The organism is Azospirillum tabaci (genome assembly GCF_014596085.1).
GTDB lineage: Bacteria > Pseudomonadota > Alphaproteobacteria > Azospirillales > Azospirillaceae > Azospirillum > Azospirillum tabaci.
This window is the reverse complement of sequence record NZ_JACCJY010000013.1, coordinates 99974-116004: the sequence shown is the minus strand read 5'-3', so window position 1 is coordinate 116004 and position 16031 is coordinate 99974. Positions and strand designations below refer to the sequence as shown.

Here is a 16031-nt window from a genome sequence, read left to right as displayed (position 1 = left end):
CCTTTTGACGCCCGCCACCCGGTCAGGCCGGAGCGGGCGCCTTCTGAAGCGTCGACAGCAGGTGGAAGCCGCGCCATTCCTGCGACAGGACCCGGAAGGCCCCGCGAAAGCCGTAATTGGCCGCCCAACGGTGCTGGTCGTCGAAGTAGAGGGCGAAGGTGTTCTCGGTGATGATGTTGACGTGGGTGGGGTCCTGGAACGCCTCGGCGTGCGGATAGGCCGGGGTCTGGGCGTAGAAGAGCCCGTCCGGCTTCAGAACGCGGTGGATCTCATCCATCAGCGCGATGAAGCTGTAGCGGCGATGCGGCGCGTAGACGATTCGCGGAACATGCTCGATCACATCGAAGGCAGTGACATAGTCGAAGTGCCCGTCCTCGAAGGGAAGCGCATCCACAGCCAGATCCGCCGTACGGATGTGCGGTGCGGGGTGCTCCTCGACGTCGAGCCCGAACAGTTCGCTCGCAGAGAAGGGATTCTTCGGGTTGGGACCGCACCCCAGATCCAAACTTCTGGTGACTAAACTTCTGGCACCCAAACTCTTGGTCATCCAACAACTCCGGATCGCACAGGCGGCCTGAAATTGTCCGGATTCGATGCGGCTTGCAACCGGAACAAGCACCAAGCATGCAAAACGCGACGCCGCGCCGTCCCAAGGGAACGGCGCGGCGTCGCGTTCAACAACACAGCACTCGTCGGCCGGGCGGACCCGGCCGTCGGTCTCAGCCCTGGCGGGCCTTGAAGCGCGGGTTCTGCTTGTTGATGACGTAGACGCGGCCCTTGCGGCGGATCACGCGGCAGGCCTTGTGGCGCGTCTTCATCGACTTCAGAGAGTTAACGATCTTCATAATTCTTCATCCTGGTCGGTCGGCGGCTCGATCGAAGGCGCGCACCATAGTGCGGCGCACCCCCGCTGTCAACGCCCCCCGCGCGCCCCTCTCACGGTTGCGGTTGTGGAGGCGGAGAGCCGCCTCGCCCCCTACTCCGCCGGCTTCAGCGCGTAGAAACGGCAGACCTTCATGCCCGCCTCGATGGCGGAAACACGGCGGACCCACAACTCCACCTCGTCCATCACCGCGATCTTGGTCTCGTGGTCCATATGGTGGCGTTCCAGATGCTCGACCAACCCCTGGATGGCGCTCACGATCAGGCCACGGTGGGTGTCGGTGATGTCCTCGGCGATTCGCAGGTCCAGGTTCCGCTGGGCGAAGGCGGCGGCCATCTGGTCCTTGGACCACAAATGCGGCTGCATCGGCTCCTTGTCGCACCAGACCTGCACGGCCTTGGCCCCGGCCAGGGCCGGTTCGATCACGTAATCGGTCATCAGCAGATGGCCACGCGGCTTCAACGCCAGTTCCATCCCGTCGAACAGCTGGTCCTTGCCGCGGACGGAGAACATCCCCTCCTTGTAGACGATGGCGTCCACGCGCTTGGGATAGCTGAAATTCTCCGGATCGTAGGTTTCGATCGGGGCCTTCTTCTCCAGCCCCTCCTTGAAGGAGCGGATCATCCCCTCCTTGGCCAGAAGCTCCGACGCCTCCAGCCCGGTGACCCAGCAGCCGTACTTGCTCGCCATCGTGCGGCTGGTGCCGCCCAGACCGGCGGACAGGTCCAGCACGCTCATCGCCGGATTGAGGCCGAGCGGCTTGACCAGATAGGGGATGTGGTCGTGGCCGCCCGGCGTGTTGAAGCCCTCGCCCCACAGCTTCTCCGCCACCTCGATCCGGTTGGCGCTCCACAGCGGCTTGCCCCAGCGGTTCACGCCGGGGCCATGGCCCCGGACGGCGGGCTGGACCGGAGCGGCGCCAGCCTGCGGCTTGCCGTCCCCCTCCCCACTCTTGCCCTTCAGGCCGGAGAGGTCGTACCCCTCCCACCAAGCGTGAAGGCGGGTCTTGAGCGTGATGCGGGGAGCGCCCGCGTGATCGTGTCCGCTGTTATCGCTCATCGCCTTCGCGCCTGCCCCGTTGCCTGGACCGCCGGACGACCGGTTCGTTCAGGCGGCGGACATGGTGTTTCCGCCACCCGAACGAATTCATTCCGGGTTTCACAGTATCCGGGCGCTCCATTCGTGCAAGCGCAAAATCCTGCGTCACATTACCGTAACGCCTTCTCCCCGTGCGAATCGTCCACAGCGGCGACCCGCGTCCCGGCGGCGCGCAGCACCGCGCTGCAGGAGGGCGGCATGCTGACGTGGCGCGGCTGCGGCTTGCCGTTGTGCCTCTCCACCACCGGGTAGACGGAACCGAGCCAGGATTCGACCTCGTCGCCACAGCCGTCGCCGTCGGGAATGTCGCGCTGGTCCTCGCACTGCGGGCTCCCCGCCGGACAGCCCAGCCGGATGTGCATGTGCCCGTCATGGCCATGCCAGGGGCGCAGCTTGCGCAGGAAGGCGCGGTCCGGCCAGGAATGGCGACACATGGCGAGCTTGATCGCCGGGTTCACGAAGATCCGTGTCACGCGGGGGTCGCTGGCGGCGATGCGGACGAGTTGGGCCTGCCGTTCCGACCAGTCCTCGGTGACGCGGACGCGCCCGTAATCGACGTACTTGATCTCGGTCAGGCTTTCCCGCGCGTTGCGGCCCATCGGCGGGTGGTCGAGCCGCAGCCAGACGTCGGCGTCCAGCCCGATCTGGTGGCTGGCGTGGCCGAAGCTCATCGGGCCGCCGCGCGCCTGCCCCATATCGCCGATCAGCGCGGTCCCCAGCCCGGCCGCCGCGACCTTCCGCCCGAACCCCTTCAGATAGTCGATCAGTTCCGGGTGGCCGTAATAGCGTTGGCGGGACATGCGGATCACCTGGTAGCCGGTGCCTTCCCCCGGCAGGGCTTGCGCCCCCGTGATGCAGCCCGCGGCGTAGCCGCCGATGGACTGGGCCGGCCCCAGGGCGGGACCGCTCACCTGACTCCAGGCGATGGAATTGGGAGCCGGCGGCGAGGGCTTCTTCTTCTTGTGCGATCCGGCTTCGGCCGGGCCGGCGAGAGCAGCGGCGATCAGAGCCGCCGCGAGAATCCCGACCGTCGGGCCAACTGCCAAGCGCCGCATCATCTTCCCCCACGGACCGCCAATCGGGAAAGATTAGAGCCAATGTTTCTTAACGAAACGTGAGGCTCACGCTCATGTCACAACCGATTTCGACTTGGCGCCGACGCCGGGCGGCGACGATGAAGGGCCGCCCCACCCCCCGTTTACTGCTCAGTCCAAGGTTTGCCGGTAGCGTTTCAGCGCGACGACGGTGACCACCGCCAGGAAAGCCAGCAGCGCCGCCACCTCCCCCGCGATCTCCGCCGGGCCGTTGCCTTTCAGGAGGATGCCGCGGACGATGCGCAGGAAATGGGTCAGCGGCAGCACCTCCCCCACCGCCTGCGCCCAGCCGGGCATGCCGCGGAAGGGAAACATGAAGCCGGACAGCAGCATCGACGGCAGAAAGAAGAAGAAGGACATCTGCATCGCCTGAAGCTGGTTCTTCGCCACGGTGGAGAAGGTGAACCCCACCGCCAGATTGGCGGCGATGAACAGCACCAGCACAACCGACAGCAGGCTCAGGCTGCCGACGATGGGCACGCCGAACAGCAGCCGGGCCGCCAGGACGATGATGACGACCTGGATGTAGCCGACCAGGATGAAGGGCACGATCTTTCCCAGCATCACCTCGAACGGGCGGACGGGCATCGCCAGCAGGTTTTCCATCGTTCCGCGCTCCCGCTCGCGGGTGACGGCCAGCGCGGTCATCATCACCATGGTCATGGTCAGGACCACCCCCATCAGACCGGGCACCACATTGTACTGGGTGATGCCCTCCGGGTTGTAGCGGCGGTGGACACGCAGCTCGACCGGGTCGGGGGTGGAACGCAAATGCGCGAGCGGCCCGATCAGGTCGGGGTCCAGCGCCTGCCGCGCGATGGTCGACAAGGCACCCAGCGCGTTGCTGGTCGCCGCCGGGTCGGTCGCGTCGGCCTCGACCAGCAGGACGGGCCGCTCGCCCCGCTGCAGATCGCGGGCGAATCCGGCGGGGATGGTGACGGCGAACTGCACCCGTCCCTCCGCCAGCAGGCGGTCAAGCTCGGCCGGGCTGTCGGCGCCGCGGGTCACGTCGAAATAGCCGGAATTCACCATGGCCGACACCAGCGTGCGCGCGAAGGGGCTGGGGTCGGCGGCGTGGACGGCGGTCGGCAGGCTTTTCGGGTCGGAGTTGATGGCGAAGCCGAACAGCACGAGCTGGAGCACCGGCACCCCCACCATCATGGCGAAGGTCAGCCGGTCGCGCCGCATCTGAATGAATTCCTTCACCATCACCGCGACGAAGCGCGCAAAGGAAAACCGCGCCATGACGCCCCTCCCCAACCGTGCATTTCAAAAAAGAAACACAACCTTCTACTTCAGCTCCACACCGAGCGACTTGACGACCGTTGACATATCGAAATTGCTTCAAGCACCGTCCGAAAGGATTAAATCGTATGCGGGAGACATACCGTGACATCTATTCTTGCCAAGGGTGCCGCTGCCGTGGCCGCCCTGTTCCTGTTTCATGGCGCCGCCATGGCCGGGCAACAGGATTTCACCATCGCGAACGAGACGGGCTACGCGCTGAAGCACATCTATGTCAGCGAGTCCGCCAACGAGAAGTGGGACGAAGACATTCTCGGCCGCGACGTCCTTGATGACGGCGAGGAATTCGAACTGAGCTTCGACAAGGCCGAGAAGACCTGCAAGTGGGACATGAAGGTCATCTACGACGACGGCGAGTCGGCGGTCTGGCAGAACCTGAATCTCTGCAAGATCTCCAAGCTGACGCTGCGCTGGAACAAGAACACGGGCGTGACCTCCGCGTCGATCGAGTGACCGCGCGCCGTCCCCGCACCGGCTTTCGCAAGGCTGTGGGGACGGCCTGATCCTGCCCACCGGCGCGGTCATGCGAAGTTGTCCGTGCTGCGGTTCATCAGGTGGATGAACACGTCCTCCAGCGTCGGATCCGTCCGCCGCACCAGCAGGCCCGGGTCGGCGGCCCACGGGCGCAACGCCGCCTCCAGGTCCGCACCGTCGCCCCCGCTGACATGCAGCCGGGCGCCGAAGGCGGCGACCATCTCGACACCCGGACGGTCGCGCAGCGCCGCCGCGACATGCCCGAGGTCCGGCCCGCCCGCCCCCCGCGCGCCGACCTCGTAGGTGACCAGCCCCGATGTGGCGATCACCTCCTCCACGCTGCCCTGGGTCATCAGCCGGCCGTAGGCGAGGTAGGCGATGGCGTGGCAGCGTTCCGCCTCGTCCATGTAATGGGTGCTGACCAGCACGGTCAGCCCGTCGCCGGCCAGCCGGTGGATCTCGTCCCAGAATTCCCGCCGCGCCTTCGGATCGACGCCGGCGGTCGGCTCGTCGAGCAGCAGCAGCTTCGGCTCGTGCAGGATGCAGGCGGCCAGCGCCAGACGCTGCTTCCAGCCGCCGGACAACTCCCCCGCCAGCTGCGCCCGCCGGTTGCCCAGCCCCAGCCGCTCCAGCGCCGCGGCGACCTTGGTCCTCCGGTCCGGCAGCCCGTACATGCGGGCGACGAAATCCAGATTCTCGGCGATGCTCAAATCCTCCCAGAAGCTGAACTTCTGGGTCATGTACCCGACCTGCCGCTTGATGGCGGCGCTCTGGCGGCGGATGTCGAGCCCGAGGCAGGTCCCCTCCCCCGCATCGGGGGTCAGCAGCCCGCAGAGCATGCGGATGGTCGTCGTCTTGCCCGACCCGTTCGGCCCCAGGAAGCCGTAGATCTGCCCCCGCACCACCCGAATGGAGAAGCCGTCCACCACCGTCTTGGTGCCGAAGCGCTTGACCAGACCGCGCACGTCGATGACGGCATCTCCGGTCATGGCGGCAATTCCACGTCCACCGGCAAACCGGGGGGCAGGCCGGGGTTGGGCGTCGCCCCGTCCTCCAGCCGCGCCTCCACGCGGAAGACCAGCTTCTCGCGGCTGCCGACGCTGTAGATCACTGGCGGGGTGTATTCCACCCGCGGCGCCATATAGGTCACGCGCGCCGACAGGCCGGGCGGACAGCCGTCGCAGCGCACCGTCACCCGGTCCCCCGGACGGACGCGGGCCATCAGCGGCTCCGGCACAAAGAAAACCAGCTTCCGCTTCCCCGGCGGCAGCAGCGAGACCACCGGGGCGCCCGCCGGCACCCATTCGCCTGGGTTGAACAGCGTGTCCTCGACCAGCGCCGCCTCGGGCGCCGGCGGAGCCAACTCGGCGAGACGCTTGTCCGCCTGGGCCAGCGCCGCCTCGGCCTGGGCCACGGCGTCCTCGGCGGCGCGGATCTGGTCGGGGCGGGCCGGCAGGTTGGAGACGGCCAGTTGCGCGGTCAGCTCCTCCAGCCGCGCGCGGTCGCGGTCACGGGTCGCGCGGGCGGCGTCCAGCCGGTCGTCGGAACTGACCTTGCGCGCCACCAGCGTCTGCTGCCGCGCCAGTTCCGTTTCGGAATAGCGCAGCGCCGCCTCGGCCTGCGCGCGCTGGGCGGCCACCACCGCCAGCTCGTCGGGGCGCCGGCCCGTCCGCAGGTCGGCCAGTTGCGCCCGCGCCTGCCCCAGCGCGGCGGCCAGCCGGTCGCGCTCCGCCCGCGCGCTGGTGCGGTCGAGCGCGAAGAGGGGGGCGCCCGCCTCCACCCGCCCGCCGCGCGTCACCGCCAGCGTGTCGAGCGTCCCGGCCACCGGGGCGGCGATGCGCAGATACTCGCCCTCGGCATAGCCGTGGGCCAGCGGCACGGCGTCCCCGCCGCCCAGTCCGAGGACGGACAGGGCCGCCGCCAGCGTTTCGGCGACCCAGCTCATGACGGCGGCCCTCCCTCCGGGGCGAGCGTCCGGCGCAGCGCGTCGAGATGGGCGGCCAGCAGCGCCGCGACGTCCGGCGGGCGACCCTCCAGAGCCTCGAAGGAGGAGCGCCACAGCGCGCTCATCAGCATCGGCGCGACGATCAGCCGGACGGTCGAATCGACGTCCACCGGGCGGAACTCCCCGCGCGCCATGCCGCGCTCCAGAACCGCCGCCAGCAGGGCGAAGGCGCGGCGGATCACCTCGTCGTAATAGAAGCGGGCAAGATCGGGGAAATTGCCGGCCTCGGCGATGATCAGCTTGGGAATGGCGCCGGCACGGGATTTCAGGATGCGCGTCGCGAAGAGCGTCAGCAGCGTTTCCAGCACGGCGAAGCTCGGCCCCTGCGCTCCGGCCAGCAGACGCTCGGCCATGTCCAGGTTGGGCAGGATGGCCTCGCGGACCACCGCCTTGAACAGCTCCTCCTTGTTCGGGAAGTAGAGGTAGAGCGTGCCCTTGCTGACCCCGGCCTGCGCCGCGACGTCCTCCAGTCGGGCCGCCGCGAAGCCGCGCTCGCCGAAGACGGTCAGGGCCGCGTCGACGATCTCCCGGGGGCGCGCCTCCTTGCGGCGGCGCCAGCGCGGAACGGCGGGATCATTCTCCGGCATGCCGTCCTCCAGGGTGGAGAAAATATTACTGACCAGTCAGTTATTAGCTGGTTCCCGGCTGAAATTCCAGTTTTCTCAAGGGTTGTGCCGTTCTGCCGCAGCCATAAGTCATTGTGCACCGCAGCAACTGATATGCAAAAGGGCTTGCCTTTCGACCGAGAGTTTCCGAAACTTTCGACAGTCCGCAGCGCGAACGGCTTGTCACGGAAGCACGCGGGGCGGGCGCACCGGTGGTCAATGGCGCCGATCAGCAACGAGCGCACACCCCACCCCGGGAGGAACGGTTCAAGGCGCCGTGCCGGGATCAATGCGACGAGCGCGCTGGTGCGCGGCGTCCGGAGTCCCGGTTGAGCAGGGGGTGTCGATCATGCCGGGTGCAATGCGCCAGTCCACGTCGAACCTGGAGCTGCTGACCATCTATGAGGTCAGCAAGATCCTCGGTTCCTCTCTCGACCTCCAGCAGACGTTGCGCGAGGTGCTTCGCGCGCTGGCCTACCAGCTCCAGATGCACCGCGGGCGCGTCTATCTGGTCGGCGAGGACAATGTGCTGCGGCTGGTCGCCGCGAACGGCCTGTCGAACGAGGCCGCAGCCCAGATCGAATTCCGCGACGGGGAAGGCATCACCGGCCGCATCCTGAAGACCGGCATGCCCGCCGTCGTCCCGAACCTGGCGGAGGAACCGCTGTTCCTCAACCGCACCGGCGGGCGCGAGGATCTGGACGAGCAGGTGGCCTCGCTGGTCGGCGTGCCGATCAAGGCCGCGGGGGTGGTCGTCGGCGTGCTGACCATCGACCGCATTTCCGATGAAGGGCCGCAGGGCCATTTCGGCAGCGACGTGCGCTTCCTGACCATGGTCGCCAACCTGATCGGCCAGACCGTGCGCCTGCACCGCACCGTGGCCGAGGAACGCCGCTTCATGATGCGGGAAACCTTCCGCATGCAGAAGGAGCTGCGGCCCATCGCCGCCCCGATCAACGACGTGGTCTGCACCAGCCCCAACATGCTGGAGGTGATGGCCCAGGTCCACCGGGTGGCGCCCTTCAAGTCCACCGTGCTGATCCGCGGCGAGAGCGGCACCGGCAAGGAGCTGATCGCGCGCGCCATCCACAACATGTCGCCGCGTAAGGACGCCCCCTTCATCCGCGTGAACTGCGCCGCCCTGCCCGAATCGCTCCTGGAATCGGAGCTGTTCGGCCATGAGAAGGGCGCCTTCACCGGCGCGCAGAAGGACCACAAGGGGCGGTTCGAGCTGGCCTCCGGCGGCACGCTGTTCCTCGACGAGATCGGCGACATCTCCCCCAACTTCCAGGCCAAGCTGCTGCGCGTGCTGCAGGAGCAGGAGTTCGAGCGGGTCGGCGGGTCCAAGACCATCAAGACCGACGTCCGGCTGATCTGCGCCACCAACCTGAACCTGGAGGAGGCGGTCGGCCACGGCAAATTCCGCGCCGACTTGTATTTCCGCATCAACGTGGTGACCATCCACCTGCCGCCGCTGCGCGAGCGCCGCCAGGACATCGGCCCGCTGGCCCGCCATTTCGTGGCGAAGTTCGCCAAGGACAACGGCATGACCCTCGTCATGGAGGACGAGGCGCTGGAAATCCTGAACCGCTGCACATGGCCCGGCAACGTGCGAGAGCTGGAAAACTGTATCGAGCGCGCGGCCACCCAGTCGCGCGACGGCATCATCCGCACCGAGTCCCTGTCCTGCAGCCTCAACCTCTGCAACTCCTCGGTGCTGTTCCAGTACCGCACGCTGGGCGCGTCGGTCGGCGGGCTCGCCCCGTCCATGGGGCCGGGGGCCGTCAACCGCGTTCCTCCGGGACGTCCCGGCGGTCCGGCGCCGGCCAACGCGCCGAAGACCCCGGCCATGCCCGCCCCGGTGCCGGAACCGGTGAGTGCCGGCGGCGCGTGGCCGGCCTGCGCGTCGGGCTGTTCCGCCGGCCCGTCGCCGGTTTGCGGTGCCGCCCAGCCGGTGGTTCCGGTTCCTCTGATCCCGCTGCCCCTGCCGGAGCCGAGCGCGCCCGCCGCCGCGGCTCCCGCGCCCGCATCGGCTGCCAATGCCGCTGCGCCGCCCGCCGCGGAGGTGCCGCTGGACGAGCCGGAGTCGGGCTCGCTGCGCGACCGCCTGCTCTGGGCGATGGAGCGCACCGGCTGGGTGCAGGCCAAGGCCGCCCGCCTGCTCGGCATGACGACCCGTCAGGTGAGCTACGCTCTGCGCAAGTACAACATCGAGATCAAGCGCTTTTGACGACCAGGGCACAGCACAGCCCCTTTCTCCCCTGCGGAATAAGGGGCATGCCGCTGCACAACCGGGACAGGTGCCCGGGTGTGTGTTAACCTCCCGGCACTCTCCCCGGTTGCCGCAGATTTATGGAAAAGCCTCTCGCCCTCCTCTTCGTGGACATCGCCGACAGCACGCTGCTCTACGAACTGGCGGGTGACCGCAAGGCCGCGGCGCTGACCCAGCGGGTGCTGGAGGGCCTGCGCCGGATCGTCGGGGAGAATGACGGCACGGTGGTGAAAAGCCTGGGCGACGGGCTTCTGGCCTGCTTCCCCATGAGCGACGGCGCCACCCGCGCCGCGCTCGCCATGATGGAGCGGCAAGGGGAGTTCGGACTGCGGCTGCGCGCCGGGCTGCATTTCGGCCCGGTGATCGCCGGCCCCGGCGATCTCTACGGCGACGCCTGCAACGTCGCCGCCCGGCTGGAAGCCATCGCCCGCCCCGGCGAGATTCTGGCGACCGACGATCTGGTCGACCGCCTCTCCCCGGCCCTGCGGAAGCGGGCCCGCCTTCTGAACAGCGTTTCGGTGAAGGGAAAGGCGGCCCCGGTCCGAGTCCACCAGATCCGCGACGGCGACGCCACGCCGGAGGCCGAGGACAATGCCACCGTCGGCCTGCCCCCGTCCGAGCCCGGCAGCGGGCGCGGCCTGCCCTCCCTGCGCCTGTCCGGGCGCGGCGCCGACGCGACGCTGACCCCACTGCTGCCGCGCGTCACCGTGGGACGCGACGAGGGCTGCGGCCTGCGCATCCCGTCGCGCCGCACCTCGCGCCAGCACGCGGTGATCGACTTCAGCCGCGGCGGCTTCCTGCTGACCGACCATTCGACCAACGGCACTTTCATCCGCACGGGCGACTCCCCCTCCCTGCTGCTGCGCCGCGATTCGACGAAGCTAACTGGCCGCGGGCTGATCGGGTTCGGGGGAGAGCCACTGCGCCCGGACGAGGACCATGTCCTGACCTTCCAGGTCGGGAGCGCGTGATACCCCCTTATCATAGGGCAACGCAGTTGGCCTTCTTAACCCTCTCCCCTCCGGGGAAAGGGGACTTCAAACATGATCGCCGCCCCTTGTCAGGACCCCGACAGGCGGCGTGTTTGTCGGCCATTGTTTGGCTTTGTCCGCCTTTGTCGGATTGCCGACATGGCCCACAGGCCCGACACAACCGCCTAACCCACTGGAACTCCACAATTCATCCGGTTGGCCCCGAACTTGCTTTTAACGACCCGACCAAGGGCGCCGACGGCGCGGCTGGGAAGGGAGTGGACGATGGCCAACGTTATTTCGCTCGACAGCATCCTGGGCGTGGGTGAGCTGAAGGCCCCCGCCGAGGCGCCGCCCGCCGCCGCCTCCGGCTGCGCGTCCTCCTCCTGCGGGTCGTCGGATGGCCCCGCCGACATGGCGCCGGAGGTGTGGGAGAAGGTGAAGAACCACCCCTGCTACTCCGAGGAGGCGCATCACTATTTCGCCCGCATGCACGTCGCCGTGGCGCCGGCCTGCAACATCCAGTGCAATTACTGCAACCGCAAATACGACTGCTCGAACGAGAGCCGGCCGGGCGTGGTCTCCGAGAAGCTGACCCCCGATCAGGCGCTCCGCAAGATCATGGCGGTGGCCAAGGAGATCCCGCAACTCTCCGTCATCGGCATCGCCGGCCCCGGCGACAGCCTGGCGGCGGGCGGCAAGAACACCTTCAAGACGTTCGAGATGCTGGCGAAGAAGGCGCCGGACCTCAAGCTGTGCCTGTCCACCAACGGTCTGGCCCTGCCCGACCATGTGGACACCATCGCGAACTACAACATCGACCACGTCACGATCACCATCAACATGGTCGATCCCGAGGTCGGGCAGCACATCTACCCCTGGATCTTCCACGACCACAAGCGCTGGACCGGCCTGGACGCCGCCAAGATCCTGCATGAGCGCCAGATGCTCGGGCTGGAGATGCTGACGTCGCGCGGCATCCTGGTGAAGGTGAACTCCGTCATGATCCCGGGGATCAACGACGAGCACCTGATGGACGTGAACAAGGCGGTGAAGTCGCGCGGCGCCTTCCTGCACAACATCATGCCGCTGATCTCCGACCCGGCGCACGGCACGCATTTCGGGCTGACCGGCCAGCGCGGCCCGACCGCGCAGGAGCTGAAGGTCCTGCAGGACCAGTGCGAAGGCGGGGCCAAGCTGATGCGCCACTGCCGCCAGTGCCGCGCCGACGCGGTCGGCCTGCTGGGCGAGGACCGCGGTTCCGAATTCACCATCGACCAGATCGAGGCGATGGGCGAGGTGGAGTACGACCAGGAGGCCGCCCGCACCTACCGCGAGCATGTCGAGGGCGAGCGCGCCGGGCGCCACGCCGCCAAGGCCGCAGCGCAGGCCGACGTCGCCGAGACGATCGGCACCGACGTGCAGCCGATCCTGATCGCCGTCGCCACCAAGGGCGGAGAGCGCATCAACGAGCATTTCGGCCACGCCAAGGAATTCCAGATCTACGAGGTCGGTCCGAAGGGCGCCAAGTTCGTCGGCCATCGCCGCGTCGACCAGTATTGCGAAGGCGGCTCGGGCGACGAGGACGCGCTCGGCGGCGTGCTGTCGGCGATCAACGATTGCACCGCGGTTTTCGTCGCCAAGATCGGCGGTTGCCCGTCGCAGAACCTCAAGGACGCGGGCATCGAGCCGGTTGATCGCTTCGCCTTCGAATACATCGAAGAGTCGGCATTGACCTACTTCAAGGACTACGCCGAGCGCCTCGGCCAAGGTGCGATCAACGCACGCGAGGGGCAGGACGCGGTGATCCGCACCGGCGCCTTCACCGCCCTGCGCGCCTGATACCCAAGAGACCGACCAGAACCCACGGATTTACCCGGCGGCCCACCGCAACAGCCGCCCCACCTGCAAGGAGAGTGTCATGGCTTACAAGATCAAGGCTTCCGACTGCACCGCCTGCGGCGCCTGCGAGGCCGAGTGCCCGAACAACGCCATCAGCTTCAAGAAGGGCGCCTACGCCATCAACGCCGACCTGTGCACCGAGTGCAAGGGCCAGTTCTCCAGCCCGCAATGCGCCTCGGTCTGCCCGGCCGACTGCTGCGTCCCGGCCTGATCGCCCGAAACCCCTCTCCCGTCCCATCACGGGAGAGGGTGTCCATGGAGCGCACCGCCATGCTGGACGAGGTGGATGAAGGCTGGCTCAACCGCCGTTACTACGGCGGCGACCTGCCGCCCGAGGCGGAGCGGTTCCTGCATCTCGCCGCCGCCAGCCACGCCGACGCCGAGGCGGCGCAGCGCCATCTCGCCCGCGCCGCCGAACTGGCGCCGGGGCACCGGCTGGTCGATCTCGGCCATTACAAATTCCACTTCTACAAGGCGAACCTGGACGCCGCCCTGCTTTACGGCGAGCGGATGCTCGGCCACGCCATGGCGGCCATCGGCTTGAACCACACCGACTGGCGCGCGGTCAGCGCGGATCACGCCGACTTCGCGGGTCTGGAGCCGGCCCCGCGCCTGTTCCTGTTCGCCCTGACCGCGGTCGGCTACCTGCATCTGCGCCTGGGCCGTCTGGCCGAAGGGCGCGAGGCCCTGAACAAGGTCCGGGAACTGGACCCGAAGGACCGCTTCGGAACCACCCGCCTGCTCGCCGCCGCCGACCGCTACGAAGCCGGCCCGGAGGACGACGCATGAGCGACGACATCGACAAGGCGCTGGACTGGCTGGGCAACCCCGTCGATTGCAACGGCTGCGCCTGCCGCGACCGTCTGGCCAAGGGGCGCTGCGAACCGCTGCGCGCCTGCGTGCAGGACCGCTACGCCAAGCGCATCCAGCGCTTCTTTCAATGGAACGACGATCTGGCCGGCGAGCATCTCGACCATCCCTATTTCGAGGTCCGCGCCAACGCCGCCCGCTTCGCGCCGATCTTCATCGTGCCGCGGCTGATGGACGACCCCGACGAGACGGTGCGCGCCGCCGTCGCCCGCCGCCTCCCCCGCCGCCTGCTGCTGAAGATGCGCGGCGACCCCGACCGAGAGGTGCGCATCGCCGTCGCCTCCCGGCTGGAGGACGCCGACCTCTCGCCGCTGATGCGCGACCCCGATTACTCCGTGCGCCTGCGCGTCGCCCGCCGCGTGCCCGAGGGCATGCTGCCGGCGATGATGCACGACGAGGACCCGGAAATCCGGCTGGAGGTGGCCAACCGCATCGGGCTGGAGTGGCTGATGAGCATGGCCTGGGACGACAGCGCCCGCGTGCGCATGGTCGTCGCCCGGCGCCTGCCGCCGGAAAAGCTGTCCGCGCTGACCGGCGATGCGGACTGGTGCGTGCGCTTCGTCGTCGCCAGCCGCCTGCCGCCCGAAGACCTCGCCCCGCTGACCGAGGACCCGGTGGACGACGTCCGCACCGTGGCGCAGAAGCGCCGCGCCGGACTGCCCGCCACCGGCGACCTGATCCCCGACTGACCGGCCCCCCACTGACCGGACCAAGGAGCACCGAATGCGCGAACGCGCCCGCGATCCGAACGAACCGATCGAACTGGAAGATCGCCCCGCCTTCGAGGAGGGCCAGAAGGTCCGCGCCCTTCGCGACGTGCGCAACGACGGCACCTATCCCGGGCGCCCGATGGGCGACTTCCTGATCCGCACCGGGGACGTCGGCTATGTGAAGTCGATCGGAACCTACCTGCAGATGTATTACATCTACGGCGTCGATTTTTACGAGAAGCGCATCATCGTCGGCATGCGCGCCAAGGAACTCGAACTGGTCGACGCCCGCTGCAACGACCCGCAATGACCTTCCCGCCTGAGGAGCACGCGATGAGCGACGCCGTCACCGAAGCGAAGAAGCCCGGCTTCATCCCGCCCCGCGAACCGCTCTACGACTGGGGCCTGATGGTCACCGCCGCGGTGGACCTCCACAACGACGGCAGCCACCCCAACGCCGAGGACGGCGCGCTGCTGGCCCCCAAGGGCACGCCCGGCACCATCGTGCGCATCGGCCACGCCGAGGGCACGCAGATCCCCGTCTATCTGGTGGAGTTCCCGGCCGGCGTCGTCGTCGGCTGCCTGGAGGAGGAGATCGTGCCCGCCGACGGCCGCCGCCGCGGCGTCCCCGGCGTGATGGACTGACCGCCCGCTCCGTGCCACGGCCTGCGATGGACCCATGATCTATCTCGACAACAACGCGACGACCCCGCTGGCGCCCGAGGTGCGGGAGGCGATGCTGCCGCACCTGTCCGGGGAGTTCGGCAACCCCTCCAGCCCGCACGCCGCCGGCATGGCCGCCAAACGGGCGGTGGGCGAGGCGCGCGCCCAGGTGGCGGCGCTGGTCGGCGCGAAGGCGGCTGACATCCTCTTCACCGCCAGCGCGACGGAGGCCAACCACACGGCCTTGCTCGGCACGCTGCGCGCGCTGGCCGCGGAGCGTCCGGAGCGCCGCCACCTCGTCACCACGGCGGTCGAGCACCCCTCGACCCTGATGCTGGCCGGGGATCTGGAGCGGCAGGGCTGGCGGGTCACCGTCCTGCCGGTTGACGGCACCGGCACCATCGCGCTCTCCGACCTGCGCGACGCGGTGACGGCGGAGACGGCGCTGGTCTCCGTGATGTGGGCGAACAACGAGACCGGGGCGATCCAGCCGGTCGGCGCCGCCGCCGACATCGCCCAGGCGTGCGGCGCCCTGTTCCACACCGACGCGGTGCAGGCCGCCGGCCGGCTGCCCATCCGGGTGGACACGGTGAACGCCGACCTGCTGACCCTGTCCGCCCACAAGATGCACGGGCCGAAGGGCATCGGCGCGCTCTGCATCCGCAAGGGGGTCCCCTTCGCCCCGCTGATCCACGGCCATCAGGAACGCCACCGCCGCGGCGGGACCGAGAATGTGCCGGCCATCGTCGGCTTCGGCGCCGCCGCCGGCCGCGCCGCCGCCACGGTGGCGGAGGCCGGGGAGATGGCGATCCTGCGCGACCGGCTGGAGCGCGGCGTGCTCGCCGCCTGGCCGGGCAGCCGGGTCAACGGCGAGGGGGCGGCCCGCCTGTCCAACACCAGCAACATCCGCTTCGCCGACCCGCAGGGCCGCCCGCTGGACGCGGAGGAACTGCTGATGCGGCTCGACCGCGCCGGCATCGCGGTCTCCATGGGGGCAGCCTGTGCTTCCGGCGGCAACGAACCGAGCCACGTCCTGACCGCCATGGGCCTGACCCCGGCGGAGGCGGCGGCCAGCCTGCGCTTCTCCCTCAGCCGCTACAGCACGGCGGAGGAGGTGGAATCGGTCCTCAACGAGTTTCCCGCGCTCTACGCGCGGATCGCGGCCTGACCATACGACAG

General features: G+C 68.7%; 18 protein-coding genes. 10 read left to right on the top strand and 8 right to left on the bottom strand.

Features of this window, described 5'->3' with window-relative positions; genetic code table 11:
- Window positions 1–22: 22 nt before the first annotated feature.
- The 5 genes from H0B54_RS13855 to H0B54_RS13835 all read right to left on the bottom strand — a co-directional run bounded on the left by H0B54_RS13855 (window position 23) and on the right by H0B54_RS13835 (window position 4320).
- A complete protein-coding gene (locus H0B54_RS13855) occupies window positions 23–547 on the bottom strand; it encodes a methyltransferase domain-containing protein (protein WP_188260795.1) in 525 nt (174 codons plus the stop codon).
- Between the two features lie 172 nt (window positions 548–719).
- Window positions 720–845: a type B 50S ribosomal protein L36 gene (gene ykgO / locus H0B54_RS13850; RefSeq protein WP_012973122.1), complete on the bottom strand. Its 126-nt coding sequence runs from the start codon at window positions 843–845 to the stop codon at window positions 720–722.
- Between the two features lie 131 nt (window positions 846–976).
- Window positions 977–1942, bottom strand: coding sequence for an SAM-dependent methyltransferase (locus H0B54_RS13845; protein ID WP_188260794.1), 966 nt, complete (start codon window positions 1940–1942; stop codon window positions 977–979).
- A gap of 149 nt (window positions 1943–2091) precedes the next feature.
- Window positions 2092–3036, bottom strand: coding sequence for a penicillin-insensitive murein endopeptidase (mepA, locus tag H0B54_RS13840; protein ID WP_188260897.1), 945 nt, complete (start codon window positions 3034–3036; stop codon window positions 2092–2094).
- Window positions 3037–3186: 150 nt separating this feature from the next.
- A complete protein-coding gene (locus H0B54_RS13835; RefSeq protein WP_188260793.1) occupies window positions 3187–4320 on the bottom strand; it encodes an ABC transporter permease in 1134 nt (377 codons plus the stop codon).
- A 144-nt stretch (window positions 4321–4464) separates the two neighbouring features.
- On the opposite strand from H0B54_RS13835, the gene H0B54_RS13830 reads away from it, so the two are divergent.
- The gene (locus H0B54_RS13830) at window positions 4465–4833 is read left to right on the top strand and encodes a hypothetical protein (protein ID WP_188260792.1); all 369 of its coding nucleotides are present in this window, start codon (window positions 4465–4467) and stop codon (window positions 4831–4833) included.
- A gap of 68 nt (window positions 4834–4901) precedes the next feature.
- On the opposite strand, the gene H0B54_RS13825 is transcribed toward H0B54_RS13830, so the two are convergent.
- The 3 genes from H0B54_RS13825 to H0B54_RS13815 are packed head-to-tail and all read right to left on the bottom strand — an operon-like array spanning window position 4902 to window position 7446.
- Window positions 4902–5843, bottom strand: a complete 942-nt coding sequence (locus H0B54_RS13825) for an ABC transporter ATP-binding protein (protein ID WP_188260791.1) — start codon at window positions 5841–5843, stop codon at window positions 4902–4904.
- Window positions 5840–6799, bottom strand: coding sequence for an HlyD family secretion protein (locus tag H0B54_RS13820; RefSeq protein WP_188260790.1), 960 nt, complete (start codon window positions 6797–6799; stop codon window positions 5840–5842). The genes H0B54_RS13825 and H0B54_RS13820 overlap by 4 nt, the downstream gene beginning before the upstream one ends.
- A complete protein-coding gene (locus tag H0B54_RS13815) occupies window positions 6796–7446 on the bottom strand; it encodes a TetR/AcrR family transcriptional regulator (protein WP_094307461.1) in 651 nt (216 codons plus the stop codon). The genes H0B54_RS13820 and H0B54_RS13815 overlap by 4 nt, the downstream gene beginning before the upstream one ends.
- A 367-nt stretch (window positions 7447–7813) precedes the next feature.
- Here H0B54_RS13815 and nifA point away from each other — a divergent pair, with 367 nt between their 5' ends.
- From nifA to H0B54_RS13770, 9 genes are all read left to right on the top strand, one after another.
- A complete protein-coding gene (gene nifA / locus H0B54_RS13810) occupies window positions 7814–9694 on the top strand; it encodes a nif-specific transcriptional activator NifA (RefSeq protein WP_188260789.1) in 1881 nt (626 codons plus the stop codon).
- Between the two features lie 122 nt (window positions 9695–9816).
- Window positions 9817–10707, top strand: coding sequence for an adenylate/guanylate cyclase domain-containing protein (locus H0B54_RS13805; protein WP_188260788.1), 891 nt, complete (start codon window positions 9817–9819; stop codon window positions 10705–10707).
- Window positions 10708–10992: 285 nt separating this feature from the next.
- Window positions 10993–12549 (top strand): nitrogenase cofactor biosynthesis protein NifB, encoded by a 1557-nt coding sequence (gene nifB, locus H0B54_RS13800; RefSeq protein WP_188260787.1) that lies wholly within the window; start codon window positions 10993–10995, stop codon window positions 12547–12549.
- A gap of 79 nt (window positions 12550–12628) precedes the next feature.
- Entirely contained in the window at window positions 12629–12820 is a 192-nt protein-coding gene (locus H0B54_RS13795) for a 4Fe-4S binding protein (protein WP_014239802.1), read from the top strand.
- Window positions 12821–12864: 44 nt separating this feature from the next.
- Window positions 12865–13398, top strand: coding sequence for a hypothetical protein (locus H0B54_RS13790; protein ID WP_188260786.1), 534 nt, complete (start codon window positions 12865–12867; stop codon window positions 13396–13398).
- Complete coding sequence (locus H0B54_RS13785; protein WP_188260785.1) at window positions 13395–14168, top strand: 4Fe4S-binding leucine-rich repeat protein; 774 nt, start codon at window positions 13395–13397, stop codon at window positions 14166–14168. Before H0B54_RS13790 ends, H0B54_RS13785 begins: the two co-directional genes overlap by 4 nt.
- 34 nt (window positions 14169–14202) lie before the next feature.
- Window positions 14203–14499: a nitrogen fixation protein NifZ gene (locus H0B54_RS13780; protein ID WP_188260784.1), complete on the top strand. Its 297-nt coding sequence runs from the start codon at window positions 14203–14205 to the stop codon at window positions 14497–14499.
- Between the two features lie 23 nt (window positions 14500–14522).
- Window positions 14523–14834 (top strand): nitrogen fixation protein NifZ, encoded by a 312-nt coding sequence (locus H0B54_RS13775; protein WP_188260783.1) that lies wholly within the window; start codon window positions 14523–14525, stop codon window positions 14832–14834.
- 34 nt (window positions 14835–14868) lie between these two features.
- The gene (locus H0B54_RS13770; protein ID WP_188260782.1) at window positions 14869–16020 is read left to right on the top strand and encodes a cysteine desulfurase family protein; all 1152 of its coding nucleotides are present in this window, start codon (window positions 14869–14871) and stop codon (window positions 16018–16020) included.
- Window positions 16021–16031: the final 11 nt, after the last annotated feature.

What these genes read in the sequence shown, in the direction of transcription:
- H0B54_RS13855 (WP_188260795.1), bottom strand. Translation starts at nt 547, where the DNA reads ATGACCAAGAGTTTGGGTGCCAGAAGTTTAGTCACCAGAAGTTTGGAT.
- ykgO (WP_012973122.1), bottom strand. Translation starts at nt 845, where the DNA reads ATGAAGATCGTTAACTCTCTGAAGTCGATGAAGACGCGCCACAAGGCC.
- H0B54_RS13845 (WP_188260794.1), bottom strand. Translation starts at nt 1,942, where the DNA reads ATGAGCGATAACAGCGGACACGATCACGCGGGCGCTCCCCGCATCACG.
- mepA (WP_188260897.1), bottom strand. Translation starts at nt 3,036, where the DNA reads ATGCGGCGCTTGGCAGTTGGCCCGACGGTCGGGATTCTCGCGGCGGCT.
- H0B54_RS13835 (WP_188260793.1), bottom strand. Translation starts at nt 4,320, where the DNA reads ATGGCGCGGTTTTCCTTTGCGCGCTTCGTCGCGGTGATGGTGAAGGAA.
- H0B54_RS13825 (WP_188260791.1), bottom strand. Translation starts at nt 5,843, where the DNA reads ATGACCGGAGATGCCGTCATCGACGTGCGCGGTCTGGTCAAGCGCTTC.
- H0B54_RS13820 (WP_188260790.1), bottom strand. Translation starts at nt 6,799, where the DNA reads ATGAGCTGGGTCGCCGAAACGCTGGCGGCGGCCCTGTCCGTCCTCGGA.
- H0B54_RS13815 (WP_094307461.1), bottom strand. Translation starts at nt 7,446, where the DNA reads ATGCCGGAGAATGATCCCGCCGTTCCGCGCTGGCGCCGCCGCAAGGAG.
- nifA (WP_188260789.1), top strand. Translation starts at nt 7,814, where the DNA reads ATGCCGGGTGCAATGCGCCAGTCCACGTCGAACCTGGAGCTGCTGACC.
- H0B54_RS13805 (WP_188260788.1), top strand. Translation starts at nt 9,817, where the DNA reads ATGGAAAAGCCTCTCGCCCTCCTCTTCGTGGACATCGCCGACAGCACG.
- nifB (WP_188260787.1), top strand. Translation starts at nt 10,993, where the DNA reads ATGGCCAACGTTATTTCGCTCGACAGCATCCTGGGCGTGGGTGAGCTG.
- H0B54_RS13795 (WP_014239802.1), top strand. Translation starts at nt 12,629, where the DNA reads ATGGCTTACAAGATCAAGGCTTCCGACTGCACCGCCTGCGGCGCCTGC.
- H0B54_RS13790 (WP_188260786.1), top strand. Translation starts at nt 12,865, where the DNA reads ATGGAGCGCACCGCCATGCTGGACGAGGTGGATGAAGGCTGGCTCAAC.
- H0B54_RS13785 (WP_188260785.1), top strand. Translation starts at nt 13,395, where the DNA reads ATGAGCGACGACATCGACAAGGCGCTGGACTGGCTGGGCAACCCCGTC.
- H0B54_RS13780 (WP_188260784.1), top strand. Translation starts at nt 14,203, where the DNA reads ATGCGCGAACGCGCCCGCGATCCGAACGAACCGATCGAACTGGAAGAT.
- H0B54_RS13775 (WP_188260783.1), top strand. Translation starts at nt 14,523, where the DNA reads ATGAGCGACGCCGTCACCGAAGCGAAGAAGCCCGGCTTCATCCCGCCC.
- H0B54_RS13770 (WP_188260782.1), top strand. Translation starts at nt 14,869, where the DNA reads ATGATCTATCTCGACAACAACGCGACGACCCCGCTGGCGCCCGAGGTG.